The 24,924-nt window shown below is 70.6% G+C and carries 19 protein-coding genes; 13 read left to right on the forward strand and 6 right to left on the reverse strand.

The features are described 5' to 3' along the window. Positions 1 to 48 precede the first annotated feature (48 nt). The 6 genes from NO998_RS10010 (at position 49) to NO998_RS10035 (ending at position 5,580) form a co-directional block, all read left to right on the forward strand. Positions 49 to 1,719, forward strand: a complete 1,671-nt coding sequence (locus NO998_RS10010) for a tRNA uridine(34) 5-carboxymethylaminomethyl modification radical SAM/GNAT enzyme Elp3 (protein ID WP_267646981.1) — start codon at positions 49 to 51, stop codon at positions 1,717 to 1,719. Between the two features lie 40 nt (positions 1,720 to 1,759). Further along, positions 1,760 to 2,203, forward strand: a complete 444-nt coding sequence (locus tag NO998_RS10015; RefSeq protein ID WP_267646982.1) for an SHOCT domain-containing protein — start codon at positions 1,760 to 1,762, stop codon at positions 2,201 to 2,203. Positions 2,204 to 2,403: 200 nt separating this feature from the next. Next, positions 2,404 to 2,532 carry a hypothetical protein gene (locus NO998_RS10020; protein ID WP_267646983.1) on the forward strand — a complete coding sequence of 43 codons (129 nt, stop codon included), beginning with the start codon at positions 2,404 to 2,406 and terminating at the stop codon, positions 2,530 to 2,532. 130 nt (positions 2,533 to 2,662) lie between these two features. Continuing rightward, positions 2,663 to 3,100: a hypothetical protein gene (locus tag NO998_RS10025; protein WP_267646984.1), complete on the forward strand. Its 438-nt coding sequence runs from the start codon at positions 2,663 to 2,665 to the stop codon at positions 3,098 to 3,100. Positions 3,101 to 3,187: 87 nt separating this feature from the next. Next, positions 3,188 to 5,341 (forward strand): ribosome rescue protein RqcH, encoded by a 2,154-nt coding sequence (rqcH, locus tag NO998_RS10030; RefSeq protein ID WP_267646985.1) that lies wholly within the window; start codon positions 3,188 to 3,190, stop codon positions 5,339 to 5,341. A 62-nt stretch (positions 5,342 to 5,403) separates the two neighbouring features. Further along, on the forward strand, positions 5,404 to 5,580 hold the full coding sequence (locus NO998_RS10035; RefSeq protein ID WP_267646986.1) for a hypothetical protein: 177 nt from the start codon (positions 5,404 to 5,406) through the stop codon (positions 5,578 to 5,580). Here NO998_RS10035 and NO998_RS10040 read toward each other — a convergent pair whose 3' ends face one another. Further along, positions 5,581 to 6,258 carry a 6-hydroxymethylpterin diphosphokinase MptE-like protein gene (locus tag NO998_RS10040; RefSeq protein ID WP_267646987.1) on the reverse strand — a complete coding sequence of 226 codons (678 nt, stop codon included), beginning with the start codon at positions 6,256 to 6,258 and terminating at the stop codon, positions 5,581 to 5,583. Positions 6,259 to 6,504: 246 nt separating this feature from the next. On the opposite strand from NO998_RS10040, the gene NO998_RS10045 reads away from it, so the two are divergent. From NO998_RS10045 to NO998_RS10070, 6 genes are all read left to right on the forward strand, one after another. After that, positions 6,505 to 7,659 carry a hypothetical protein gene (locus NO998_RS10045; protein WP_267646989.1) on the forward strand — a complete coding sequence of 385 codons (1,155 nt, stop codon included), beginning with the start codon at positions 6,505 to 6,507 and terminating at the stop codon, positions 7,657 to 7,659. Between the two features lie 80 nt (positions 7,660 to 7,739). Then, positions 7,740 to 8,810: an mRNA surveillance protein pelota gene (locus NO998_RS10050; RefSeq protein ID WP_267646990.1), complete on the forward strand. Its 1,071-nt coding sequence runs from the start codon at positions 7,740 to 7,742 to the stop codon at positions 8,808 to 8,810. A 75-nt stretch (positions 8,811 to 8,885) separates the two neighbouring features. After that, positions 8,886 to 11,288 (forward strand): penicillin acylase family protein, encoded by a 2,403-nt coding sequence (locus NO998_RS10055; protein WP_267646991.1) that lies wholly within the window; start codon positions 8,886 to 8,888, stop codon positions 11,286 to 11,288. Further along, positions 11,285 to 11,620, forward strand: a complete 336-nt coding sequence (locus NO998_RS10060; RefSeq protein WP_267646993.1) for a hypothetical protein — start codon at positions 11,285 to 11,287, stop codon at positions 11,618 to 11,620. Before NO998_RS10055 ends, NO998_RS10060 begins: the two co-directional genes overlap by 4 nt. A 43-nt stretch (positions 11,621 to 11,663) precedes the next feature. Further along, entirely contained in the window at positions 11,664 to 15,014 is a 3,351-nt protein-coding gene (locus tag NO998_RS10065) for a PAS domain S-box protein (protein WP_267646994.1), read from the forward strand. Between the two features lie 49 nt (positions 15,015 to 15,063). Further along, entirely contained in the window at positions 15,064 to 16,002 is a 939-nt protein-coding gene (locus NO998_RS10070) for an HFX_2341 family transcriptional regulator (RefSeq protein ID WP_267646995.1), read from the forward strand. Here NO998_RS10070 and NO998_RS15785 read toward each other — a convergent pair. From NO998_RS15785 to NO998_RS10095, 5 genes are all read right to left on the reverse strand, one after another. Next, on the reverse strand, positions 15,999 to 17,351 hold the full coding sequence (locus NO998_RS15785; protein ID WP_267646997.1) for a S8 family serine peptidase: 1,353 nt from the start codon (positions 17,349 to 17,351) through the stop codon (positions 15,999 to 16,001). The genes NO998_RS10070 and NO998_RS15785 overlap by 4 nt on opposite strands. Before the next feature lie 26 nt (positions 17,352 to 17,377). Further along, the gene (locus NO998_RS10080) at positions 17,378 to 17,983 is read right to left on the reverse strand and encodes an ArsR/SmtB family transcription factor (protein WP_267646998.1); all 606 of its coding nucleotides are present in this window, start codon (positions 17,981 to 17,983) and stop codon (positions 17,378 to 17,380) included. Between the two features lie 66 nt (positions 17,984 to 18,049). Continuing rightward, positions 18,050 to 20,272, reverse strand: a complete 2,223-nt coding sequence (locus NO998_RS10085; RefSeq protein WP_267646999.1) for a transglutaminase TgpA family protein — start codon at positions 20,270 to 20,272, stop codon at positions 18,050 to 18,052. After that, complete coding sequence (locus tag NO998_RS10090) at positions 20,269 to 21,339, reverse strand: DUF58 domain-containing protein (protein WP_267647000.1); 1,071 nt, start codon at positions 21,337 to 21,339, stop codon at positions 20,269 to 20,271. Before NO998_RS10090 ends, NO998_RS10085 begins: the two co-directional genes overlap by 4 nt. Continuing rightward, positions 21,339 to 22,343: an AAA family ATPase gene (locus tag NO998_RS10095; RefSeq protein ID WP_267647001.1), complete on the reverse strand. Its 1,005-nt coding sequence runs from the start codon at positions 22,341 to 22,343 to the stop codon at positions 21,339 to 21,341. Before NO998_RS10095 ends, NO998_RS10090 begins: the two co-directional genes overlap by 1 nt. 159 nt (positions 22,344 to 22,502) lie before the next feature. Here NO998_RS10095 and NO998_RS10100 point away from each other — a divergent pair, with 159 nt between their 5' ends. Then, a complete protein-coding gene (locus NO998_RS10100; protein WP_267647002.1) occupies positions 22,503 to 24,902 on the forward strand; it encodes an Eco57I restriction-modification methylase domain-containing protein in 2,400 nt (799 codons plus the stop codon). The last annotated feature ends 22 nt before the right edge of the window (positions 24,903 to 24,924 follow it).

Genomic DNA, 24,924 nt, shown 5'->3' on the forward strand with positions numbered 1-24,924 from the left:
TTCCCCGCCTCGCAACCCTTAACCCCAAAAACCACCCAACCAACACCAATGAGCACGGACGCCGCCACCGACGGCGACCCCCCGGCCTTCGCCGACGCCTGTGAGGAACTCTGCCGCCGCATCATCGAGGACGGCCTCGAACGCGACGACCTCGAAGCCGCCAAACGGGAGGTCTGCAGCGACACCGGCGCGCCGAAGGTGCCCACCAACGGCGACATCCTGAGCTACGCTCCCGACGACCGACGGGACGACGTGAAGGAGGTCGTCCGACGCAAGCCCGTCCGGACCGCGTCGGGCGTCTCGCCCATCGCCATCATGACCTCGCCGCACCTCTGTCCCCACGGGAAGTGTCTCTACTGTCCCGGCGGGCCGGCCTCGGAGTTCTCCTCGGCGCAGTCCTACACCGGCCACGAGCCGGCGGCGGCCCGCGGCGAGCAGAACGACTACGACCCCTACGGACAGGTCACCCTCCGCCTCGAACAGCTCCGCGCGATCGGCCACCCCGTCGACAAGGCCGAACTGATCCTGATGGGCGGCACCATGACCGCCCGGAGCCACGACTATCAGGAGTGGTTCGTCAAGCGCGCGCTGCAGGCCATGAACGAGTACGACCTCGATTCGGACCCGAACCCCAGCCAGACGGAAAGCTTCGCCGAGCCCCGCGACGACCAGTCCTTCGAGTACCTCGAGGACGTGATCGCCCGGAACGAGACCGGCGACATCCGCGTGACGGGGATCACCTTCGAGACCAAGCCCGACTGGTGCGATCCCGAGCAGATCGACCGCATGCTCGATTTGGGCGGCACGAAGGTCGAGGTCGGGGTCCAGACGACCTACGAGCGGATCAACCGCGAGATGCACCGCGGCCACGGCACACAGGCCTCCATCGACGCCAACCGCCGCCTGCGGGACTCGGCGTTCAAGGTCGGCTTCCACATGATGCCCGGCCAGCCCGGCATGAGCCAGGAGATGTGCCGCGAGGACTTCCGCCAGCTGTTCGACTCGCCGCAGTGGCGCCCGGACTACCTCAAGATCTACCCCACGCTCGTCGTCGAGGGCACCCGGGTGTACGACATGTGGAAGCGGGAGGACTTCGACCCGCTCGACAACGAGACCGCCGCCGACGTGGTCGCCGACGCGATGAACGAGATCCCGAAGTACTGCCGGCTCCAGCGCGTCCAGCGGGACATCCCCGCGGACTTCATCGAGGGCGGCGTCTGGAAGTCGAACCTCCGGCAGCTCGCCCAACAGCGCGCCGAGGAGAAGGGCTACCAGATACGGGACATCCGTGCCCGCGAGGTCGGCCACAACGACGAGGACCCGGATCCCGCCGAGATCACCCTGGACACTATGGAGTACGAGGCCGGCGGGGGCACCGAGCGCTTCATCTCCTTCGAGGACCCCGTTCGGGACCTGCTGATCGGCTTCTGCCGGCTGCGGTTCCCCAACGACCCGGTGCGCCGGGAGCTGCAGGACGCCGCCCTCGTGCGGGAACTGCACGTCTACGGCTCTGAGGCGACGTTCGACGGCGACGCCGACGGCGGGAAGGAGTGGCAGCACCGCGGCTACGGCAAGCGCCTCGTCCGGGAGGCCGAGCGGCAAGCCAACGAGGCCGGCTACGGGAAGCTGAGCATCATCTCGGGGATCGGCGTCCGGGAGTACTACCGCGAGAAGCTGGGCTACCACCAGGACGGTCCCTACGTCTCGAAGCGACTCTGATCGGGGGTGTTTTTTGCCCGGGTAGCGCCAACGACTGGGCATGAGCGATTCGCGTGCGGGCGAGAGCGACTCGGTAGCCCAGCGGTTCCGGGAGAACGCCGTCGGTATCGTGAGCACGCTCGTCACTACGGTCTGGCTCGGCGCCATGTTCACCGGGCAGGACTGGTGGCTGGCGGCGCTGCTCGTCGGCTACGTGGCGATCGTCCCGATCACGGCGATGCTGTTCGGCGACGACGAGGACGACCTCGACGAGTGGGTGGGCGAGAACTGGGGGCGTGAGCGCGCCGAGCAGTCGGCTGGCGCCGACGACGGCGACGGCGACGGCGACGGCGAGACCGCGCTGGAAGCGCTCCGCCGGCGCTACGCCGAGGGGGAGTTGACCGACGAGCAGTTCGAGCGCAAACTGGAGCGACTGCTCTCGACGGAGACGTTAGAGGACGTCGAGGACCGATCGAGGGAGCGGTCGGTCGAGCGCGAGCGGTAGTTCGCCGGAGGGCGTCGACTACGCTGCGTACCTACTACAGGCCGCGGAAACCGCACTAGATGCCGTCCGGTCGGCCGAGAACGTCCTCGAGATCCCTCTCCGGCGGTGATCGAGGGGGAGTTCTGCGACTCCGCGGTCGTCCTTCGGTTCCGGTTCTGGATCGACAACCCCTCGGCGCGCCGGAATGGGGGACCCGCGCGGTGGTCATCAGCGCCCTGAAGCGCGCGTTCGACGACGCGGGCATCGACATCCCGTTCCCCCAGCGGGAGGTCGCCGGCGACGCGGGGGCGACGCTCCGTCGGGAAGCGACGGCCGGGCCGGGTGACTGACCGATCAGGCGATCGCCGGGCGGGTCGGGCGACTGGTCGATCCGGCGATGGAGGCGCGCATCGGACGACTGCTCCGACGGCGTCGGCCGCTCCGAAACGCCTAACCTTCGGCCGGGCGCAGTCGACGATCATGCCACCGCGCGACGAGGTCGATCGGCTCCTGTTCGGCCGCGACCCCGTGCTGTCGACTCGACTGCTCCGTGTCGCCGGCGGACTGTTCGTGCTCGCCCTGTTGGCGTACCTCCCCGTTCGGTACATGGGGACGGTCTCGCTGACCGGACCCGTCGTCACGGCCGGCCTCGCCGTCGCCATGTTCGGCGTGGCGGCGGCCGCCGCCTACGTCAACGATGGGCTGTTCGTCTCGGTCGCGCTCTCCTCGGGGGTCGGCGTCGGCTTCTACGCGCCCGCCATCGCCTTCGAGCTACAGGACCCCGGCGACGCCGCGCTGTGGGTGCTCGCCGCCGGCCCGTTCTCCTCGCTTGCGGTCGGGGTCGTCGGCTTCGCCGCCGGTGCGGGGCTGGCTCGGCTGCGGTCGTCGCGTCGCCGAGCGGGGGCGGATCGGCGGTGACCGTCAACCGCCGAGCGGGGGCGGATCGGCGGTGACCGTCAACCGCCGAGCGGAACGCCCTTCCCGATCGGCCGAGAAATCCGGCGCATGGAGCCGAAACGCGAACTGTCGAGCGTCGACCTCGCGGCGCTCGCAACCGAGCTCTCCCGCTACGAGGGGGCCAAGCTCGACAAGGCGTATCTCTACGACGAGGATCTGCTGCGGCTGAAACTCCGGGACTTCGACCGGGGTCGCGTCGAACTCCTGATCGAGGTGGGCGAGTACAAACAGGCCCACGTCGCCGACCCCGCGCGCGTGCCTGACGCGCCGGGGCGGCCCCCGGAGTTCGCGATGATGCTTCGCGGGCGCTTGGAGAGCGCAGACCTCGTCTCCGTCGAGCAGTACGAGTTCGACCGCATCCTCGTCTTCGAGTTCGAGCGGCCGGACCAGAACACCACCCTCGTCGTCGAACTGTTCGGCGACGGCAACGTCGCCGTCCTCGACGAGAACGGCGAGGTCGTCCGGTCGATGGAGACGGTGCGGCTGAAGTCACGCACCGTCGCCCCGGGAAGCCAGTACGAGTTCCCCCAGTCCCGGCTGAACCCGCTGGAAGTGAGCTACGAGGCGTTCGAGGCCCGCATGGAGCAGTCCGACACCGACGTGGTGCGGACGGTGGCGACCCAACTCAACCTCGGCGGCTTCTGGGGCGAGGAGCTCTGTCGCCGCGCGGGCGTCGAGAAGGCCATGCCCATCGGCGACGCCGGCGAGGAGGAGTACCGCGCGATCCACCGCGAGCTAATGGACCTCGCCGACGCGCTCCGGAGCGGCCAGTTCGACCCGCGCGTCTACGTCGAGCCCGACGGCGACGGCGCCACCGACGAGGACGACGACCGACCGCTCACGGCCCGCGAGAGGGTCGTCGACGTGAGCCCGGTCGCCTTGGAGGAGCGCTCTGACCTCCCCAGCCGGGCGTTCGACTCGTTCAACGCCGCGCTGGAGGAGTACTTCTTCCGGCTCAAGGCACAGGAGCGCCGCGAGGACGAGGGAGGCGGGCGCGAGCGCCCCGACTTCGAGGCCGAAATCGAGAAGCAGAAACGCATCATCGAACAGCAGGAGGGCGCCATCCAGGGGTTCGAGGAGGAGGCCGAGGAACTCCGCAGCAAAGCCGAGATCTGTTACGCCCGCTACGACCTGATCGACGAGGTGCTCTCGACGGTACAGGGCGCCCGCGAGCAGGGGACCTCGTGGGCCGACATCCAGGAGACGCTGGAAGCCGGCGCCGAACAGGGCATCCCGGCCGCCGAGGCCGTCGTCGACGTGGACGGCGCCGAGGGGACCGTGACCGTCGAGGTGGACGACGAGCGGATCACCCTCGACGCGACGACGGGCGTCGAGAAGAACGCCGACCGCCTCTATCAGGAGGCAAAGCGCGTCGAGGGCAAGAAGGAGGGCGCCCGCGAGGCCATCTCCGACACCCGCGAGCGCTTGGAGGCCGCGAAGGCTCGTCGCGAGGAGTGGGAGGAAGAACCCGAACCCGAGCCGGAACCGGAGGAAGGCAAACAGGAGGACATCGACTGGCTGACCCGGGAGAACATCCCGATCCGCCAGCCCGAACACTGGTACGAGGAGTTCCGGTGGTTCCACACCAGCGACGGCTACCTCGTCATCGGCGGGCGCAACGCCGACCAGAACGAGGCGCTGGTGAAGAAGTACCTCAACAAGCACGACCGCTTCTTCCACACGCAGGCCCACGGCGGCCCGGTGACGGTGCTCAAAGCCAGCGGCCCCTCCGAACCCTCCAGCCCGGTCGACTGGCCGGAGTCGAGCCTGAACGAGGCCGCACAGTTCGCCGTCGCGTACTCCTCGGTCTGGAAGGACGGCCGCGGCGCCGGCGACGCCTACATGGTCGAGCCTGATCAGGTGAGCAAGACCCCCGAGTCGGGGGAGTATCTGGAGAAGGGTGGGTTCGCCATCCGGGGCGACCGGGAGTACTTCCGCGACATGGCCTGCCGGGTCGCGGTGGGGATCACCTGCGAGGACGAGACCCGCGTGATCGGCGGCCCGCCGAGCGCGATCGAGCCGAACGCCGAGACGACGATCACGCTCGAACCCGGGAAGTTCGCCCAGAACGACGCCGCCGTGAAGTGTTACCGCGAGTTCAAGGACCGATTCGTCGACGAGTCGTTCGTCCGCAAGATCGCCAGCGCCGACCGCATTCAGGAGTTCCTGCCACCGGGCGGGAGCGACCTGCTGGACGCCTGATCGGCGACGGACGACCGCCGACGGCCGCGGGACTGAAGCCCCAGCCGCCCCTTCTTCGAACCATGTCCGTCCCGCCGCCGACCGACGACGAACTGGCCGACGTGCCCGAGGACGCCGAGTTCGACGAGGAGTTCTGGCGCGACTACGCGGTATCGGTCGCCGGCTACCGCGAGGAGTGGGTCGAGGACTGCATCGCCGATGGGGGCGTCGCCGCGCTCGTCGCCGAACTGGACCCGTAGCTACGGCAGTTCGAGCCTTTCTCGCCGGCCGTCGAGCACGCCGAAGCGTTCCTCGCGTCTGGTCTCTAGCCAGTAGAGCAGTCGCTCGGCCCAGCGGAGCTTCCTGGCCTTCATCTCCCCCACGTCGGGGTCGTCAAAGCTCCAGCCCGGAAAGGTGAGCCGCTCGGCGCCCAGCGCGTCGGCGAGAAAGGCCGCCCGGTCGCCGTCGGTGAAGCCGCCGAAGTTCCGCACCGCCCCGGTCGGCTCGGCCTGTGTCGTCGGTAACAGGCGCTCGCCGGCGATCTCGGGCACCCAGCGCTCCAGCGCGTCGAGGTTGTCGCCGTGGGCGTGGACCGCCACCGGAAGCCCCTCGTGGCTCATCGCCGCGACCCGTTCGGGCGTGCCGTCCAAATCCGTCACCGCGAGGTCCACGTCGACGCCGGCGTCGTGAAGCGTGGCTGTCGCGCTGGACGCCGCGACGACGAAGTCGGCGCCGGCGGCACGCTCGGCTTCCCCAGCGAGGGTCGGGCCGGCACCGGCGACGGCGACGGTCGCCCCGTCGAAGTCGGGGAGGGTATCGAACTCGAACGGCTCGACCATCGACGCCAGCCGGTCGCGTGCGCGCTCGTCGGCCGCCCGGTCGAAGCCGAAGTCCGCGAGGATTCGCTCGTAGACCGGCTCCCAGACGTGGAACTCCATGGGGGATAGGCGTCGCTGGGGGACGTGAATACTGCGAAGATGAGTGGGCCGGCGTGGCACCGAAGTACCCCTACCCAGGCGCCGTGCCGGCGTCCACCTGCCCGTACCTGCGGGCTCGGTATAAGCTTTCTTGTCGGCTTCGGCGGATTCCGGCTCGGAAGTAGGCCGGTTATACTCGCCAGTAGGCTCCTCGTACCGCCGTAGTCGCTGCGTAACCTTCACGTGGTCGCTGGCTGTGTGTTGCCCATGAACCTCTATCGCACCAGCGAGTCGGGACTCGTGGCGGTACAGCCACTCGAACCCGGGGAGACCGAGGGGCTGGCGGGCGCCCTGCTCCGCGGACCCGGGGGGGAACTGGGCGCCGAAGACGTGTTCTTCGTGACCAGCAAAGTCGGCGACGGCACCGCGACGGCGCTGGCCCTCGACGCCGCGGGGACGGCCGTGGTCCTCGGCGCCGCCGACGGCGAAGTGGGCAGCGGGGTCGTCACCGACGCGCTCCAGCGCGCCAGCGCGGTCGCCGACCGGGGCTACGACGAACTCGACGCCGAGTTCGACGGCGAGGGCCTCCGTGAGGCCCACGCCGACTACTTCGGCCGGGAGCCGCTCGCGCCCGGATCGTTCAACGACGACCAGCGGGTGCGCCTGCTCGGCGGCCGCTTCGCCGACGACGCGCTGGACCTGGCCGCCTTCCTCAGCGACCGGGAACTGTCGGTTGATCCGGTCCACGTCGAGGCGTTCGGCGACCCGACAAGCGGGGAGTTCCTCGTGCGGTTCGAGGGCGACGACGACACCGACGACGGCGTCGAGACTGCGGCCGACGGGACCGGAACTGAACAGTGGGTCGCGGGCGCGAGCGCGGCGTCGACCGCCGACGACCACGAGACGCCCGCGGCGTCCGAACCGGCCGACACGGACGAGGGGGGCGACGGGGACGCGGGGAGTAAGGAGGCGGCCACAGCCGACGACGAGCCGATCGAACTCCCGGAACTGCTCTCGGCGGTCGCCGACGGCGTGAGCGAGCGCCTCGTCGGGACGTTCGAGACCGATCCCGGCGACCTCGTCTCCGTCGAGCGGGGGAACGAACTGTTGGTCCGGCCCGACGAATCGGCCTACGCCGGCGGCGTGCTGCGCTACCGGCTCCGGGTCGAGTCCGACGGGACCGTCGGCTTCGAAGTGAACATCTACGGCGGGAGCGAGGCCGAGAAAGAGCGCATGCGGGCGCTGATCCGGGAGAACGAGGGGGCCATCGAGACAGAACTCGGCTACGAGGTCTCCCCCACCTACGACGGCTTCGAGGCGGTCCACCAGTTCGACACGTTCGACCGCGGCACCGTCGCCGCGGTCGTCGACGAGTTCGACCGGCTGGTTCGCTTCTTCCACCCGCGCGTGAGCCGAGCCTGATCGGCGCGCTCTCCCCGCGCCGCGTCGGCGCCGGCGGTCCAGAGGGAAAGAGACGTGACCCCCGCGGCCCCAGACCGGGTATGCGAATCGTCCAGCGCGGTCACGGGATGGAGGGCCGTGACCGGGTGACTCTCGTCCCCGAGACCGTCGACGACCTCTGGCACCTCTCACACGTCCTCGAACCGGGAGACCTGGTCGAGGGCGACACCACCCGCCGGATCCAGCGCAACGACGACCAGATGCGCGACACCGGCGGCGAGCGCGAACACCTCCACGTCACCCTCGAAGTCGAGGACGTGGAGTTCGCCCGGTTCGCCAACCGACTCCGGGTCGGCGGCGTGATCGAGGACTGTTCGATGGAGGACCAGATCGGCCTCCACCACACGATCAACGTCGAGACCCACGAGGAACTGACGATCGAGAAGTACCTCAAGCCCGACCAGCGCGACCGGATCGAGGAGGCCGCCGAGGCAACCGACGCGCCCGACGTCGCCATCGTCACCGTCGAGGAGGGCGAAGCCTACGTTCACACCGTCCAGCAGTACGGCACCGACGAGTACGTCTCCCTGACGGCGCCGACCGGGAAGGGCGAGTACGCCCAGCCCCGGGACCGACTGTTCGAGGAACTCGGCTCGGCGCTCCAGCACGTCGACGCCGAGGCGATCATCATGGCGGGCCCGGGCTTCACCAAGCGCGACGCCCTCGACTACTTGGAGGAGGAGTACCCCGACGTGGCCGAGAAGATCACGACCACCGTCGACACCTCCGGCGCCGGCGACCGTGGCGTCCACGAGGTGCTCAAGCGCGGCGCCGTGGAGGACGTGCAGGACCAGACCCGGATCGCCCGCGAGAGCGAACTGATCGACGAACTCACCGAGCGGATGGCGACCGGCGCGGAGGCGACCTACGGCGTCGAGGAGACCTACGAGGCCGCGGAGTTCGGCGCCGTCGAGACGCTGCTGGTCGTCGACGAACGGCTCCGCTCGGAGCGACAGGACGAGGGCGACTGGGAGCGAGACGCCAACGAGATCATCGAGACCGTCGAACAGAAGGGCGGCGACGTGGTGGTGTTCTCCTCGGAGTTCGCCCCCGGCGAACAGCTCTCGAACCTCGGCGGCATCGCGGCGCTGCTGCGCTACCGCATCCAGTAGCCGCCGATCCCCGGCCGGCCCGAGCAGTCAGTTCTCGGACAAACTTTACGAGGGTCCCCGCGTTCTGTACGGCTTATGGTTGAGGAGACGACACGGCGGGCGGTGCTCTCCGCGGTCCTCGGGGCCGGCGTCGGCGGGATGGCGCTGACGGAGGCGCGGTCGTACTTACGGCGGTTCGCCCCGGGCTCCGGGTCGGTTTGGGGCGCTGCGACCGGGAGCGTCCCCGACGAGCTATCGAGCCCGTACGGGCCGGCGACGGTGCGCTACGACGACTACGGCGTCCCGCACGTCGAGAGCGACGACGAGCGGGCAGCGTACTACGCCGTCGGCTACTGCCACGGCGCCGACCGCTTCTTCCAGATGGACCTCTACCGGCGGCTGATGGCCGGCCGGCTCTCGGCGGTCGTCGGCGCCTCGACGGTGGACTCGGACACGTTCCACCGACAGATGGACTTCGAAGCCGCCGCCGAGGCGACGTGGGAACGCGCCGAGGGAACCGAGACCGGCGACGCCGTCGAGGCCTACGTCGACGGCGTCGAGGCCGCCCGTGTGGCCGAACCGACGCCGGTGGAGTACGGCCTGCTGGAGTTCGACCCCGAGCCCTGGACACCCACGGCGACGATGCTCGTCGAGAAACAGATCTCGTGGTCGCTCACGGGGTCGTTCCGGACGCTCCGGCGCGCGCTCGCCCGGGACCGACTGGGTGAGGGCGCGGCCGAAACGCTCTACCCGCGGATACTGGATCACGACACGCCGATCGTTCGGAACGGCGGCGGGGCGTCGACGCCCTCGATGGACGGGCCCGACGCCACAGCGCCGGCCCCCGGCCTCGTCTCATGGCTCGACGCCTTCGAGTCCGAACCCGGGATCGGGTCGAACTCGTGGGTGGTCTCGGGCGAGCACACCGCCTCGGGCGACCCGATCGTCGCGAACGACCCGCACCTCCAGCTATCGGTGCCGCCGGTCTGGTACGAACAGCACGTCGCCACGCCGGCGTCGGACGCCCGCGGCGTCTCGTTCCCGGGCGTCCCCTTCGTCATCATCGGGCAGAACGCGGCCGGGGCGTGGGGGTTCACCAACGCCGGCGCGGACGTGATCGACTTCTACAGCTACGAGACGAGCGACGGGGGGTCGAGCTACCGGTACGGCGAGGGGACCCGGGAGTTCGAGAGCAGCACCGAGACGGTCGAAGTCGCCGGCGGCGAGGACCGCGAAATCGAGGTCAAGCGCTCGGTCCACGGCGCCGTCCTGACGGGCTACCCCGACGGCGACGGCTTCGAGAGCGCCGACGAACTCGGGGTAGCGTGGACTGGACTCTCGGCCACCCGGACCGTCGAGGCGGTCCACGACCTGAACCGCTCGGGCGGCGTTGACGACGCCGAAGCGGCCATCCGGACGTTCGACGAGCCGACCCAGTGTTTCGTCTACGCCGACCGGGACGGGAACACCTACTACTGGGTCACGGGCCAGATCCCGATCCGCACCACCGACGGGGAGCCAGTTGCGGGAACTCGGGTGTTCGACGGCTCGGCCCGCGAGGGCGAGTGGGGGCCGGGCTACAGCCCCTACGGCGAGTCCTCGTGGGAGGGGTTCGTCCCCTTCGAGGAGAAACCCGGCGTGCGGAACCCCGACTACCTCGCCACGGCGAACCAACGGATCACGGACGACCCGGAACACTACCTCTCGGGGGGGTACGCGCCGCCGTTCCGCGGGACGCGAATCTACGACCGCCTCGACGCCCGTGCTGAGAGCGGCGAGCCGATGGACGCCGCGTTCAACCGCGACCTGCAGTTGGACACCGTCGACGGGCGCTACGACCTGTTCCGACCGATCATCGCGGACGCCGTTGAGGCGGGCGCGGACGGCAGCGGGGAGGACCTCGACGCGCCGACCGCCGCGTCGCTGCTGGAGTGGGACGGCGAGACCCGTCCCGGCGACGCCGAACCGCTGCTGTTCGACCAGTGGCTCCGCGATTTCCGCGAACGGACGTTCGGCGAGGCGTTCGAGGACGCGGGGCTGCCGGCGGGGTTCTCCCGCCCGAACGACTGGGTGCTCGGGAGCCTGCCACCCGACAGCGAGTGGTTCGACGGCGACCGGGGCGCCGCCGCGGCCGACGCGATGGCCAAGAGCCGCGCCCGCATCGACGCCGAGGGCTGGGAGCGCTACGGCGACTGGAACCGGGTCCGGTTCGCCCACCCGTTCGACCAGCCGTTCCTCAACTACGAACAGCTCCCGACCGCCGGCTCCGCGGGGTCGGTTCGGAACTTCCACAGCGAGGCCTCGACCGGCTCGAGTTGGCGGATGGTCGCGACGTTCGACGGCGACTCCCGGGCGGTGCTCCCCGGCGGCAACTCGGGGGCGTACTTCTCGCCGCACTACGACGATCAGCTGTCGCTCTGGGCCGACGGCGAGTACAAGCCGATGACGCGGACGGCGCCGGACGGCGTCGACCTGCGGTTCACGGGGGCGGACCGATGACGCCGACGTTCCTCGCCGAACTCCGGGCGGACGACCGCCGGCGCCTCGCGGCGACCGCGCTCGCGGCCGTCGTCGGCCTCGCGCTCGCGCTCGGCCACTGGGCGGGGCTGCTGGTCGCCGGGGCGCTGGTCGCACTCCCTCAGCGGTCAGTTGTGCGGGGGGTCGTCGCGGGTCTCGCGCTGGGCTCGGTAGCCGTCGGTGGCTTCCTCGCCGCGTTCGCGCTCGCGGGGACGCTCGGGCCGGCGCTCTCGATGGGCCAGCCACTCTGGCTCGCGCTGGCCATCGGGCTGTTCCTCCCGCCGTTCGGCTCGCTGCTGCGAGGCGTCGTCTGATACCGCGGAGCGTTTATCGGGTTCCAGTACTAGTCATCCACGTATGAGCGACCCGGTAGATCCCGGGAGCGAGCCAGCCGAGCCATCCGACGACAACCGATCGAACTCGCCACTCCTCGAGGCGGTCGGTGACGGGATATATCGTGCCGACGACGACGGGCGACTCGTCGAGAGCAACGACGCCTTCGCGTCGCTCGTCGGGACTACCAGCGAGCGACTGCGTGGTACCGATCTCTCCACGCTGTTCGGTGAGACCGACCGTGAGCGGATCGAGGCCGCGAGTGTCGGGATCGGTGGAACCCTGGTAAGTGCCGGGTTAGAGACCGAGGACGGGACCGTCCCCTGTGAGGTACACCCGACGCCGACGGCTGACGGCCACGTCGGCGTCGTACGCGAGGTGTCGGGAGCCGACCGGGCATCGATGGACGCCGACCTGACGCCGCCCGACTCCATCACCGACGTGATCGACGAGGCCGACATCGGCGTGTTCGTCCTCGACGAGAACCACCGAGTGGTCTGGGCCGACAGCACCGTGAACCGCTACTTCGGCCTCGACCCCGAGCGCCTGATCGGCCGGGACAAACGCGAGGTCGTCGAGAAGCAGATGGCCGAGCGCGTCGACGACGGTGAGGAGTTCGTCGAGACGATGCTCGCGGCCTACGACGACGACGACGGCCTCGAGGAGTTCGAGTGGCACGTCACCGCGGGCGACGGCCGCGAGGAGCGCTGGGTCGAACAGCACAGCAAGCCGATCACCTCGGGTCAGTACGCCGGCGGCCGCGTCGAACTGTACTACGACATCACCGATCGCAAGCGCTCTGAGGGAAGCCTCCGGGACGCCGAGGAGCAGTTCCGCTCGCTCGTCGACGCCGTCGGGGAGTACGCCATCTTCCGACTCGACCCGGACGGACGGATCGTCAGTTGGAACGAGGGCGCCCGCGAGATCAAGGGCTACGAGTCCGCCGAGGTCCTCGGGGAGTCCATCGAGCGGTTCTACACCGAGGCGGACCGCGAGGCCGGGGTTCCCGAACAGAACCTCGAACGGGCGACGCGACAGGGGTCCATCGAGGAGGAGGGCTGGCGCGTGCGAAAGGACGGCAGCCGGTTCTGGGCGAACGTCACGATCACCGCCGTTCGCGACGACGACGGCACCCATCGTGGCTACCTCAAGGTCACCCGGGACATGACCGACCGGCACCGCCGGAAGCGGGAACTGGAGACGGAACTCGAACGCATCACGGGGCGGATCTCCGACGCGTTCTACGCGGTCGACGAGTCGTTCCGGTTCACCCACGTCAACGAGCGAGCCGAACAACTGCTCGGCTACTCGCGGGGGGAGTTGGAGGGGACGGCCATGTGGCGGGTGCTGCCCGACGCAACCGAACTCTACGAGGAGTTCCAACACGCCCTGTCGAGTCAGGAGCCGGCCTCGTTCGAGCACTACTTCGAACCCCTCGGGATCTGGGCGGAGGTGAACGTCTACCCCTCCGAGACGGGGCTGTCGGTCTACCTGCTCGACGTGACCGAGCGCAAGGAGCGCGAGCGCGAACTCCGGAAGTCCGAACAGCGCTACCGGACGATGGCCGAGCAGTTCCCCAACGGCATCGTCACCCTGTTCGACGACGAGAAGCGCTACGAACTCGCGGCCGGGCAGGCCTTCGAACGGCTGGACGTCAGCGACGAGGAGGTCGAGGGGGCTCGGCTCCACGACGTGTGGCCGCCCGACACGGTCGCCGAACTCGAACCGGCGTTCGATGCCGCCCTCCGCGGGGAGGAACGCTCGGTCGAACTGGAGTACGCCGGCCGTGAGTGGGTGGTACGGGTAGTGCCCATCGCCGACGAGCGGGGGGAGGTGTTCGCCGGCATGACGATGGCACAGGACATCACCGAGCGCAAGGAGCGCGAACGCTACCTCGAGGACGTGAAGTCCCGCCTCGAGGCCGCGACCGAGGCCGGCGCCGTGGGGACGTGGGAGTGGAACGTCCCCGACGACGAGATGATCGTCAGCGAGTCGTTCGCGCGGACCTACGACGTCGACCCCGAGCGCGCCCGCGAGGGGGTCTCGATCGATAACTTCCTCGAGGCGATCCACGAGGACGACCGCGAACGCGTCCAACACGAGATCGAACGGGCCGTCGAGACGGGCGGGGAGGTACACCTCGAGTACCGGGTCGAGAACGCCGACGGGGAGTACCGCTGGGTCGTCGCCCGCGGCCACGTGGAGTACGAGGACGGGGAGCCCGTCCGGTTCCCGGGTGCCCTGACCGACATCACCGAGCGCAAGCGGGCCGAACTCGAACTCAGGCGGAGCAACGAACAGTTGGAGGCGCTGTTCGAGGTGCTCCCGGTCGGCGTCGTCGTCGCCGACACCGACGCCCAGATACGCTCGGCCAACGATACCGCCGGGGAGCTGCTGGGTATCGACATCAGCGGCGTCGAGGGCCTACGACCCGACGGTGAGTACGAGGTCTACTGGGCCGACAGCGGAGAGCACGTCGCCACGACGGAGACGACCCTCTCGCGAGTCATCGACGGCGAAACGGTGACCGAGCCCGACGTGTTCGAGGTCGTGGCCGCCGACGGCACGCGCCGCACCCTCGAGATCGAGGGGCGGCCGATCTTCGAGGACGGCGAGGTGGCCCGGGGCGTCGTCACGATGAGCGACGTGACCGAACGGCGAGAGTACGAACGGAAGCTCAAGGAGTCCAACGAGCGCCTCGAACAGTTCGCCTACTCCGCCTCACACGACCTGCAGGAGCCCCTGCGGATGGTCTCCTCGTACCTCCAACTGATCGAGAACCGCTACGACGACGTGCTCGACGACGACGGACGGGAGTTCCTCGACTACGCTGTCGACGGCGCCGAGCGGATGAAGGCGATGATCGACGGCCTGCTGGCGTACTCCCGGGTCGAAACCCGGGGGAACCCACTCGAGCCGACCGACCTCGGGTCCGTGCTCGCGGACGTGCGAACCGACCTCCAACTCCGGATCGAGGAAAGCGGCGCGGCGATCACCACCGACCCGCTGCCGACGGTGGCCGGCGACGAGGGCCAACTCCGGCAAGTGCTGCAGAACCTCGTGGAGAACGCCATCGACTACAGCGGGGAGGACCGCCCGGAGATCCACGTCGCCGCCGAGCGCTGTGGCGATCAGTGGCGCATCGACGTCATCGACGAGGGCATCGGCATCGATCCGGACGACCAGGACCGTATCTTCGAGGTGTTCCAGCGCCTCCACGCGCGCAACGCCAACCAGGGGACCGGGATCGGCCTCTCGCTGGTCGAGCGGATCGTCGAGCGCCACGGCGGCGAGATATGGGTGGAGTCCGAACCCGGCGAAGGGGCGACGTTCTCGTTCACGCTGCCGGCCGTCGACGACGGCGACGACGCCTGAGCCGTCCCCGAACTGTCCCTTTTTACCGAGCCCCGCCCCAGCCACGGGTATGGGCACCCACATCGTCCCGGTCGGGTTCGACTACGACCGGCTGATCGCGCCGCTGATCCGCGACCAGTTCGACGTCGACCGCGTGGTGCTGCTCGAGGGGGCCGTCGGGAGCGAGGCCAACGTCGAGTACTCCCGGAACATCGCGGGGAAACTGGAGGCCGACTTCCGTAGCCTGCTGGGCGCCGACACCGAGCGGGTCGCGTTGACCGACGTGTACGACTACGACGCCGCCTTCGAACGCGCCTACGACCTCATCAACGAACACCTCGACGCCGACGACGAGGTCTGGGTGAACATCTCCTCGATGCCCCGGCCGGTGAGTTTCGCCTTCGCCACCGCCGCCCACTCGATCACGCTCGAACGGCCCGAGGACCGCCACCGGATCCACACCTACTACACCGCCCCCGAGAAGTACCTCGAGACCGAGTTGGCAGAGGAACTCCGCGCGGCCCGGGACCTGCTCTCCTCGGTGGGCGGCGGCGAGCGCGACGGTACGGCGCCGCGGGGGGACACCGACGACACCGCCGCGGCCGTCGCCGACCGCCTCGACAGCATCGACGACCTGCTCTCGGAGTTCGACGAGCGAGGCACCACCATCGGCGCCAAGAAGATCGGCGACAACCACATCGTCGAACTGCCGGTAGCGGCCTTTTCGAACGTCAAACCGTTCGAGGAGGTGATCCTCTACACGCTCGGGGAGTACGGCGAGTTCGAGAGCGTGAGCGAACTCGCAAAGACCCTCGCGGCGGACATGGGCGAGGAGTACACCGACAGCTTCCGCTCGAAGGTGATCTACACCGTCGACCGACTCGGGCCCGGCGGGAAAGCCTACGTCGAACAGGAGGCCCACGGCAACTCACACCGGACCTCCCTCTCGCGGATCGGCGAACTCTGGGTGCGTGCCCACGCCGACGACGAGCCGGCGGCCCTCGATTAGTCCCCGGTTCGGGTGGCGTTGGCCCGGTCCCGGACGTGGTCCATCGGCGCCGCCGGGTCCACCGCCCGGACCGCACTCGGCGCGTCGAGGTAGAGCCGCCCGTTCGAGCGGGCGGCAGTCCCGCGCAGGGCCCGCTGGGCTGCCGCGGGCGTGAGGCTCTCGTTCTGTGCGACCATCAGCGTGAGCGTGCCCGCGACGAGCGGCGCGGCCGCGGAACTCCCGTAGAACTCCCCCGCGGCGGCCGTGGCCGCCCCGTCGGGCGCGGAGATGTCGAGTGCCGGGCCCGAAGAGCTGTAGGGTCGCGGCTCGCCGGTCACCGCGTCGACGGCGCCGACGGCGACCACGCCCTCGGCGGTCGAGGGCGCGGCCATCCCGCCGGTTTCGGTAGAGATCGAGAGGTCGTGGCGAGAGGAGAACAGTTCGACCGGCGTGCCGCCGGCTTCGGGGCCGCCCTCGACCGCGACGTAGTACTGTGCCGAGGGGAGCGACGCGTCGATGGCCTCCGTGTGGCGGCCGCCGCCGCTCACGTTCGCGGCGGATTTCGCGACCAGCGTGTCCTCGCCGGCGTCGGCGCGGTAGAGGTAGAGGTCGTAGTCGGCGTCACCCCACCAGTAGAGCCGGAGCGAGACCTGCCCGCTGACGGGTCCCTCGCCGAGCGCGTTGTATCGAGTGTCGTTCTCGAAGGCGAGCCAACCCGACTCGCCGACCCCGCGCCAGTGGCGGTCGGCGTAGTTACCCGCGGAGGTGACGAACGCCGTGCCGTTTTCGGTCGCGGCGGCCGCGGTCTCGTCGAACCGCTCCCAGCCCTCGGCGCTCGCGGGGAAGTAGCTCCCGGCGTCGACGACCACGTCGGCGCCGCGTTCCCGGAGCCACGAGACCGCGGCCGCGTACTCGTCAGGGCCGCCGTCGCGCCCGATGCCCGCCAGCAGGAGTTCGGCGTCCGGCGCGGAGCGGTGGACGATCTCAGCGACCGCCGTGTCGTGGCTCGTGTCGGCCAACAGCCCCGGATCGTCGGCCGCGAACCGCCGGCTGTCGACCACGGCGTCGGTGAGTTGGCCACCCCCCGTGGCGAACCCGGTTCCCACGACCCCCACACGGACGCCCTCACCGGTGATGCCCGACTCGTGGACCGGTTCGAAGCCGGCGAGCGGGCCGGGATCCGTGGCCGTCGGGTCGGCGCCGGGGCGAGTGGGACCGGGAGCGCCGGCGTCGCCGAACGCGCCGACGGGGCGTTCGCGGGCCACGTCGGCGGTCTCGAAGCTGTCGCTTGAGTCGACCGGCACCGCAAAGGAGAGGCTACTGAGGACGAGGACGGCGACCAACAGCACTGCCGCCGAGTTGGCTCTCACTGCCGATCACCGGAGTTGGGGAACCATCAGTTCGTGTATCGGTAGGTCGCGGCGACCGCCACGAGCGCGACCAGTCCGCCGGCGAGAAACAGGAACGCCGGGGGGACCGCGCCGAAGAGCGCGCTCGTGCCGATGGAGTCGGCGACGCGGGGGCCACTCGGGCCGGAGACCGACGGGGTCCACCCGGCGACGGTAGCGTGGACCAGCAGTGCGCCGACGGCGACGGCGGCGCCGGCGCCGATGTAGCGCCGCAGCGAGTCGAGCAGCCCCGAGCGTTCGGCCTCGTTGCCCACACAGACCACCAGCGAGTCGTCCACGGGGGCGTACACCTTCATCTCGCGGCCCTTCACCGAGTAGCGCGTCTCGGCGACTTCGACCAGGTCGGCGTCCTGGAGGTTGCCGAGGTGGTGCCGGGCGTTCTGGAGCGACGTGTCCACGGTGTCGGCGAGTTCGGAGGCGGTCCGTGGCTCCTCGTGGAGCGCCGTCAACAACGAGCGTGCAGTGTCCGAGGAGAGCGACCCGATCAACGGCTCGACCTCCTCGTCGTCGAGCCAGAGCAGACGGGGGCCGCCCTCGTCGCTCGCCTCGTTGGCGGCGACGCCGTCTGACTCGGACGGCAGCAGACCGGACATGGGCACGACTATCACACCCAGTAACAAAACGCTTCGGACCCGCCACAGCGGCGGGCACGGACGGCCTCAGCGGAACCGTCCGAGCAGGGGCGTCGTCTCCGCGACGATAGCGTCGGCCGTCTCGACGGCCTCGTCGGCGGCCGTCTCGTCGGCCACACCGCCGTAGTGGGCCCGCTCGTACAGGGCTGCGACCCGGCGGATCCGCGCGTCGGCGACGCCGAGACTGTCGAGGTACGACCCGACGGTCTCACCCGGGTGGCGGGGGCGCCGCCGGTCCCCGAGCAGCGTCTCCACGCGGTCGTACGCGCGCTCCACGTCCGCGACCGGGTCGGCGCGGGGCTGGTAGCGCAGCCAGACGAAGCGGTAGAGCCGGCCGTCGAGGCCGAGGCGACGGCTCGCGGCGACCCCGGCCAGCAACACGACGGCGCCGTAGCCGACTTCCTCGGGGGTGGGCAGCGATCGGTCGCTACCGCCGCCGGTCCCGCCGGGGGTGAACGACCCCAAGCCTCCCGCGTCCGGCGTGCCGCGGTTGTCGGCGATCTGTGCCAGGTCCGGCGTCTCGACCTGCCCGTCGGTGCCGTTGGTCGTCTCGTCGGGTTCGGGCGTGGGCGTCGGCGTCGGCGTCCACTCGCCGCCACCGGTTCGGTCCGTGTCGACACCCGACTCGCCGGCTTCGCGGGCCTGTGAGACGCGGGACTCACCCGCCGCCTCGCGCGGCCCCGACGGCGTCGGGTCGAAGGTGACCCAGCCGACTTCGGGGAAGTAGACCTCGACCCACGCGTGGGCGTTCAGCCCGCGGACGACCCACTCGTCCTCGCTGACGCGCTGGCCGGCGGTGTAGCCGGTGGCCATCCGCGCGGGGATACCCTGCGTGCGCAGCATCACGGCCATCGTCGTCGCGTAGTACGTACAGTAGCCGGCGTCCATCTCGAACAGGAACGCGTCGGCGACGCTCCCGCGCGGGCGCTCGACGTTCAGCGAGTAGTCCTTCGTCGACTCGAGGTACTCCTCGACGGCTACCGCGGTGGCGTAGGGGGTCGTCGCGTTCGCGCGCTCGACGATGGCCGCGGTGCGCTCGCCCACCCGATCGGGCGTGCTGTCGGGCAGTCCGAGGTAGCGGTCGGTGACGGCGTCGGGGTAGTCGGTGCCGGCACGCTGGAGCGTCCCGGTCGAGTAGACCGGCCGCTCGCTGATGACCGAGTAGGACTCCCCGGGCGCGATCGAGGCCGCCGCCCGGAGTCCGTCCTCCTCGGTTACCTGCGTCGCCCGCTGGACGTTGCCGCTGACACGGACGGGCTTCCAGAGTGCGGGCATCGAGTCGAGCGTGGTCTCGGCGGTGACCGTCTGCTCGACGGTGACGCTCCCGCCGGGTGGCGGGTCGAGGCGGCCGTCGTACGCGGTGACCTCGCCAGTACGCACCCACGAGCCACCCGTGTATCGGTCGTAGGCACCCACCCGCCAGTAGCCCGGCTGTTCGGACTGGACGGTGAAGCGCACGCTCGGCGAGAGTCGGATGGCGCCGACGATCCCCACGCTGTCGGCGTTGGCGACGACGTTGCCCTCGAGCGTGGGCTGGGCGGTCCCGCCCAGTATCGGCCGGCTGTCGCCGCCGGGGACGACCGAGACGGTCGTCGAGAGCACCACCATCAGCGTGAGGACGAGCACGACCGTGTCCCAGTGAGCCCCGAGCGCTCGCCGCGGGACGAGTTCGCCGAGGCCGACGGCGAGTCCGGCACCGACGACGCCCGCGAGCGTGGCGAGGACGCCGGCGTCCCCGGTCAGGACGAACAGGCCGAGCGCGCTCCCCCCGACCGCGGCACTCAGCGGGAACTCCCCGCGGAGGGCAAGCAGCCACGATCCGAACAATGGTGCCGGAAGCACCGCGAGCGCCCAGATTTCCGCCTGCACCAGCCGGAACACCGAGAGGCCGCTGAGCAGCGCCGCGAAGTCACGCAGCGCCGACCCGGCGTCGATGAGCGCCCGCTGACTCGCCGGGATCGAGAAGTAGTAGCCGGCCAGCCCGGCGGCCAGCACGAGGCCGGTTCCCAGCAACGCCGTCCGGGCGTCGACTCGCGAGGCGAGAGCCGTCGCCCCGATGAGGACGAGCACGGCTTCCGTCAGGAGGAGGCCGGTGCCGCCGACCACGTCGGTGATGCCGACCAACTCCCGGAGGTACGCCGCCGTCAGCAGCGCGATGCCGAGCATCGCCGGGTGGGTGAGCGCGTCGAACAGGTCCCAGTCGGGGTCGGGCGCCACCAGCGACTGGATGCGGCCGGTCGCGGTACTCATGCGGCCACCCCCGTCGGCACCTCGGCGGCGTCGTCACCGACTGACCCGCCGGCGACCAGTTCAGAGAACCGGTACTGGCTCCCGCGCACGTCGACGGTCGCGTCCTCGGCCGTTCCCTTGATGACCACGTCCGCCTCGCCGTCCGGCACGGGGCCGGCGGCGACCGTCGCGAGCGTCCGGAGCATCGCCCGTTCGCCGCCGTACTCCGGGCCGACTCGGAGTTCGCCACGGGGCAAACTGAGTTCGACTGGCACCCCGTCGGCGACCAGCGAGGAGACGACGCTCGCGACGGCTTCCGCCATCATATCCGCCCCCTCGGAGTTCGCGCCGGCAGCGACGGAGACCGCCTCCACGTCGGTTTCGGCGGCGAACTCGGTGACGATCAGTTCGTCACGCTTGGCGGTGGTCTTCCAGTTGATGTCCCGGAGCGGGTCGCCGGCGACGTACTCCCGGAGCTCGGCGAACTCCCCCCGACGGTCGCTGCGGCCGAAGTCGGCCAAGCGACCGAGGGACCGCCGGCCGACCGGGCTGAGCCGTCGGACCCGCGGGTACGCGAGCACGGCGTCGGTGCCGCGGAGTTCGGTCTCGCGGGCGAACAGCCCGAACGCGTCGGTCGCGGTCACCGTCGCCGGGCCGAGGGTGTGGCGCCCCCGGGTCTCGTAGCACACGTCGTAGTGGACCGGCCCCGAGCCGACCGCCGTCTCGACGCTGATTTCGGTGTCGCCGTCGGCCCGCTGGGCCACGGTGCCGCCGTCCTCGGCGGGGATCGGACGGACGCCACCGGCGACCAGTTCCGTCACGTCGCCCGGGAACGGCCGGTCGATCAGTTCGCCGTCCCGCCGGGCGAAGGTGAGTTCGACACGGCGGGTCTCGCCGACGTGAGCGTCCTCCGAGGGAGTGCGTTCGGCGACCACCTCGGGCGTCGTCGCCACTTGGACGTAGCCCGCCGCCAGCACGACCACTGCCGGGGCGACAACGGCGTTGAGCGAGCGCTCGCCGAACGTCAGTGCGAGCAGGACCGCGGCGCCGGCGACGCCGACGACGGCGCGGCCGCGGCGGGTCAACATCACTCCACCGCGACGTTCGAGAGCGCCGCCGACACCACGTCGTCGCCGCTCTCGCTGCCGGTTCGCGGGCGGATACGGTGGGCGAGCACCGTCGGCGCCTCGGCCTGCACGTCGTCGGGGGTGACGTACTCGCGGCCGTCGAGCAGCGCCCGGACCTGTGAGGTACGGGCGAGTGCGATGCTCCCCCGGGGGCTCACGCCGAGTTGGGCGTGGTTCCGGGTGTACTCGGCCAACCGGCTGATGTAGTTCCGAACCGGCTCGCCGAGTCGGATCTCGCCGGCGGTCTCGCGGGCGCGCCGGAGCGTCTCGCCGTCGGTAACCGGCGTGAGTTCCTCGATGGGGTGGTGGCCCGCGGTGCGGCCGATGATCTCCGTTTCCTGCTCGCTGTCGGGATAGCCCAGTCGGAGCTTCTTCGCGAAGCGATCTATCTCGGCCATCGGCAGTTCGTAGGTGCGGCCGGTCTCGACGTCGTTCTGGGTGGCGATCACCGCGAACGGTTCGGGGAGCGCTCGGGTGTCGCCGTCGACGGTCACCTGCCGCTCCTCCATCGCCTCCAACAGCGCGCTCTGGGTCTTCGGCGGCGCCCGATTGATCTCGTCGGCGAGGACGACGTTGGCGAAGACGGGGCCGGGTTGGAACTCGAACTCGCCGGTCTTCTGGTTGAACACGTTGACGCCGGTCACGTCGGAGGGCAACAGGTCGGGCGTGAACTGGACACGGCGGAAGGAGGCGTCGACGGAGGTGGCGACGGCCCGGGCGAGCATCGTCTTCCCGGTGCCGGGCACGTCTTCGAGTAGCACGTGGCCGCGGGCGAGTGTGGCCACGACGATGTGCTCGATGGCGTCGCGCTTGCCGACGATGACCCGTTCGACGTTGTCGACCACGTCGTCGATCAGGGCGGCGGCTCGGTCGATCGGCAACGGCTCGAACGCCGGCCCACCGGTCTCGCCAGCCGCCTCGACCGTCGTATCGCCGCCGTCAGAACGGGCGTCCTCGGCGGTCATCGGTCCTTCCCACCCGTGGGAGCGGAACGGTCGTACACGGGGAGTATGTGTGTCTGTATCTACCTAACTCTGCCGCCAGCGGCGGGCGGCCGTCGGGCCCGGCCGACCCGCGAGATTAAGGCATTCGGCTGCGTGGCTCCCACAAGCCTTGGGGAGGACATGACTGGGACACGGACACGCGGGGGGTTCGTCTTCCGGGCCATCGAGGGGGTCCGGAAGCTGTTCGACGACCCGCCCACCGGGGAGGCCGCCGACTACGTGCCGGCGCTGACCCGCCGGCTGTTCGACGGCGTTCTCGGCTACGACGATATCGCGTACAGCCAGCGGGACGACTGGGGGTCGGTCACGTTCGTCGACGACGACGGCCGCCCAGCCGTCCTGCTCGCCGCGACGGCGGCCGGCGAGGACATCCGGGCGGCCCGTCGCCGTGCCGTCGCCGCCCTCGACGACGAGCCGACCGCCCGCTACGCCGTCGCCACCAACCGCGACCGACTGGCCGTGCTCGCACGCTGTTCGCCCGGCCACCACGACGCGACCGAACGCGCCGGCGTCACCGTCCGTGAACTGACAGAGATAGACCTGCGTGCGGCCATCGAACGCTCCGACGAGCGCTCGCTGGCCGAGGCGCTCACGCCCGACCAGCAGCTCGCCTTCGCCAAACTCACTGCGCTCCAGCGGGAGGCCGTTTCGGCGGCGCTCGACGACCCGAACGCGGTCGGCGCCGAACCGACGCTCGGCGACCTGACCGCGTCACGACCCGGCCCCGACCCGACCCCGGAGACGCTCGCAACCGCGCTCACCGAAACCCTCGAAGGCGTACTGCTTCCGGCCGTCTCGGAGGCGTTCGACCGCCTCACCCACCGTATCCAGGCGTTCGCGGACCGGGAGGCCGCCATCGAGGACCGCATCGACGAGGCGAAAGCCGCCGGCGACGAGATGGCGGTGACCGACCTCCGTGCGGACCTGTTCGACCTCCGCGAGGAGTACGCCACCGCCCGCCGGCTGGAAGCCGGGTTCGCCCGCTGGCGCCGGGTCGTCGCCGACGGCAGCGAGGCCGACGCCGCACGCGCCTTCGAGGCCGAGTCCGCGGCGGTCGCTCTCGACACGCTGCTGCTCGCCCGGGTCGCCGCCGACCGCGGCCTCGCCGGCGACTTGGGAGCCTACCGGGAGTTCTGGAACGATCAGGCCGAACACGCCGAGCGCGACGCCGCCGACATGGTGCGAGCGGTCCGTGAGGAGCTTTCCGGCGTGAGCGAGGACGCCACCGACGACGGAACGTTCGGCTGGGTGTTCGAAGCCGGCATCGCCGACGCGTTCGCCGAGGCCGTCGCGGCGCTGGACGCCGTCGACGTTGCCGAACTCGACGCCCGGGAACTCACCGACGCGTTCGACGCCCACCTCAGCGACGACGTGCGACCGGTCCGTGGGGCGACCCGGCCCTCGACCGCCGGCTTGCTCCTCGACCGGGCGGGCTACACACCCGACGCGCTCCTCGACGACCCCGGGGCGGACCTGCTCGACCCCGCGTGTGGCGACGGGAGCCTACTCGTCGGCGCGGCCGACCGACTGTTGACCCGCCTCGACCGAACCGACGCGACCCCCTCCGAGACGCTCGAAACCGTCCGGGACCGACTGCACGGCTTCGACGTACACCCCTACGCGGTCCACCTCGCCGAGAGCCGCCTGCTGCTCCGGACCGTCGACGTCCACGCCGACGCCGCGGTGGTCGACAGGGAGTTCTCGCTGGGACGCTTCGGCGTCCACCGGACCGACGCGCTCAAAGCAGAGGATACCGGCCGTTTCGCCGGCGCCGCCGGGGGCAAACGCGCGCGCCGCCGCGAGGCTGCTGCGGCCGTGAAGTCTCGCGAGGGGTTCGGGTTCGTCGTGACCGACGCGCCGACGGGCCGGCTGTCCGACCCACCCGAGGCGTACGACCGCTACCGGAACGCAGCGCCGGGGTACGACCGCTCGGCGCTGTTCCTCGAACGAGCGGCCGACTGGCTGAGCGAGGGCGGCCGACTCTCGATGGCCGTCGACGGGAGCCTGCTGGGCGAGGACAGGGACGACCCCGCCGCCGACGCGCGCTCGGGGCTGGCGAGGCGCTTCCGGCTCCGGGAACTGATCGAGTTCGACACCGGGAGCGGCGCGGCGCCGCTGTTCGTCGCGGCCGAGCGTACCGACGACGACCCGGAGGGCGCGGCGTTCACCTACGCCCGCGTGACGCCGACGTTCCTGGAACTGGTCCGGGAGGGACTGATCCGGCCCGGCGGCGAGGAGACGACGCCCGCGGAACTGGTCTCTCGCAGTCTGCCCGGGACCGCCGGCGGCGACCCGCCGTCGATGACGACGGTGGTGGTCGAACTCGGCCTCGTCTGTGACGCGACCGTCGAGGGGCCGATGCCCGTCGAGGTGCGCTCTGTCGACTGCGCCGAACTGGACGACGGCGCGTGGGCGTTCACCGACGACGCGCCGGTCTCGGAGCCGGGCGTCTCGCCCCTCGACGGCCGCGCGACCGACGAACCCGATGTCGGGAGCCCCCGCTCACGGATCGAGCGGTAGGGCGCGGGCCTTGCCGCATCGA

Origin of the sequence: Halolamina litorea (genome assembly GCF_026616205.1) — an archaeon.
Taxonomy (GTDB): Archaea; Halobacteriota; Halobacteria; order Halobacteriales; family Haloferacaceae; genus Halolamina; species Halolamina litorea.

What these genes read in the sequence shown, in the direction of transcription:
- NO998_RS10070 (WP_267646995.1), top strand. Translation starts at nt 15,064, where the DNA reads ATGGGCACCCACATCGTCCCGGTCGGGTTCGACTACGACCGGCTGATC.
- NO998_RS10050 (WP_267646990.1), top strand. Translation starts at nt 7,740, where the DNA reads ATGCGAATCGTCCAGCGCGGTCACGGGATGGAGGGCCGTGACCGGGTG.
- NO998_RS10015 (WP_267646982.1), top strand. Translation starts at nt 1,760, where the DNA reads ATGAGCGATTCGCGTGCGGGCGAGAGCGACTCGGTAGCCCAGCGGTTC.
- NO998_RS10055 (WP_267646991.1), top strand. Translation starts at nt 8,886, where the DNA reads ATGGTTGAGGAGACGACACGGCGGGCGGTGCTCTCCGCGGTCCTCGGG.
- NO998_RS10100 (WP_267647002.1), top strand. Translation starts at nt 22,503, where the DNA reads ATGACTGGGACACGGACACGCGGGGGGTTCGTCTTCCGGGCCATCGAG.
- NO998_RS10035 (WP_267646986.1), top strand. Translation starts at nt 5,404, where the DNA reads ATGTCCGTCCCGCCGCCGACCGACGACGAACTGGCCGACGTGCCCGAG.
- NO998_RS10025 (WP_267646984.1), top strand. Translation starts at nt 2,663, where the DNA reads ATGCCACCGCGCGACGAGGTCGATCGGCTCCTGTTCGGCCGCGACCCC.
- NO998_RS10065 (WP_267646994.1), top strand. Translation starts at nt 11,664, where the DNA reads ATGAGCGACCCGGTAGATCCCGGGAGCGAGCCAGCCGAGCCATCCGAC.
- rqcH (WP_267646985.1), top strand. Translation starts at nt 3,188, where the DNA reads ATGGAGCCGAAACGCGAACTGTCGAGCGTCGACCTCGCGGCGCTCGCA.
- NO998_RS10060 (WP_267646993.1), top strand. Translation starts at nt 11,285, where the DNA reads ATGACGCCGACGTTCCTCGCCGAACTCCGGGCGGACGACCGCCGGCGC.
- NO998_RS10085 (WP_267646999.1), bottom strand. Translation starts at nt 20,272, where the DNA reads ATGAGTACCGCGACCGGCCGCATCCAGTCGCTGGTGGCGCCCGACCCC.
- NO998_RS10045 (WP_267646989.1), top strand. Translation starts at nt 6,505, where the DNA reads ATGAACCTCTATCGCACCAGCGAGTCGGGACTCGTGGCGGTACAGCCA.
- NO998_RS10010 (WP_267646981.1), top strand. Translation starts at nt 49, where the DNA reads ATGAGCACGGACGCCGCCACCGACGGCGACCCCCCGGCCTTCGCCGAC.
- NO998_RS10095 (WP_267647001.1), bottom strand. Translation starts at nt 22,343, where the DNA reads ATGACCGCCGAGGACGCCCGTTCTGACGGCGGCGATACGACGGTCGAG.
- NO998_RS10080 (WP_267646998.1), bottom strand. Translation starts at nt 17,983, where the DNA reads ATGTCCGGTCTGCTGCCGTCCGAGTCAGACGGCGTCGCCGCCAACGAG.
- NO998_RS10090 (WP_267647000.1), bottom strand. Translation starts at nt 21,339, where the DNA reads ATGTTGACCCGCCGCGGCCGCGCCGTCGTCGGCGTCGCCGGCGCCGCG.
- NO998_RS10040 (WP_267646987.1), bottom strand. Translation starts at nt 6,258, where the DNA reads ATGGAGTTCCACGTCTGGGAGCCGGTCTACGAGCGAATCCTCGCGGAC.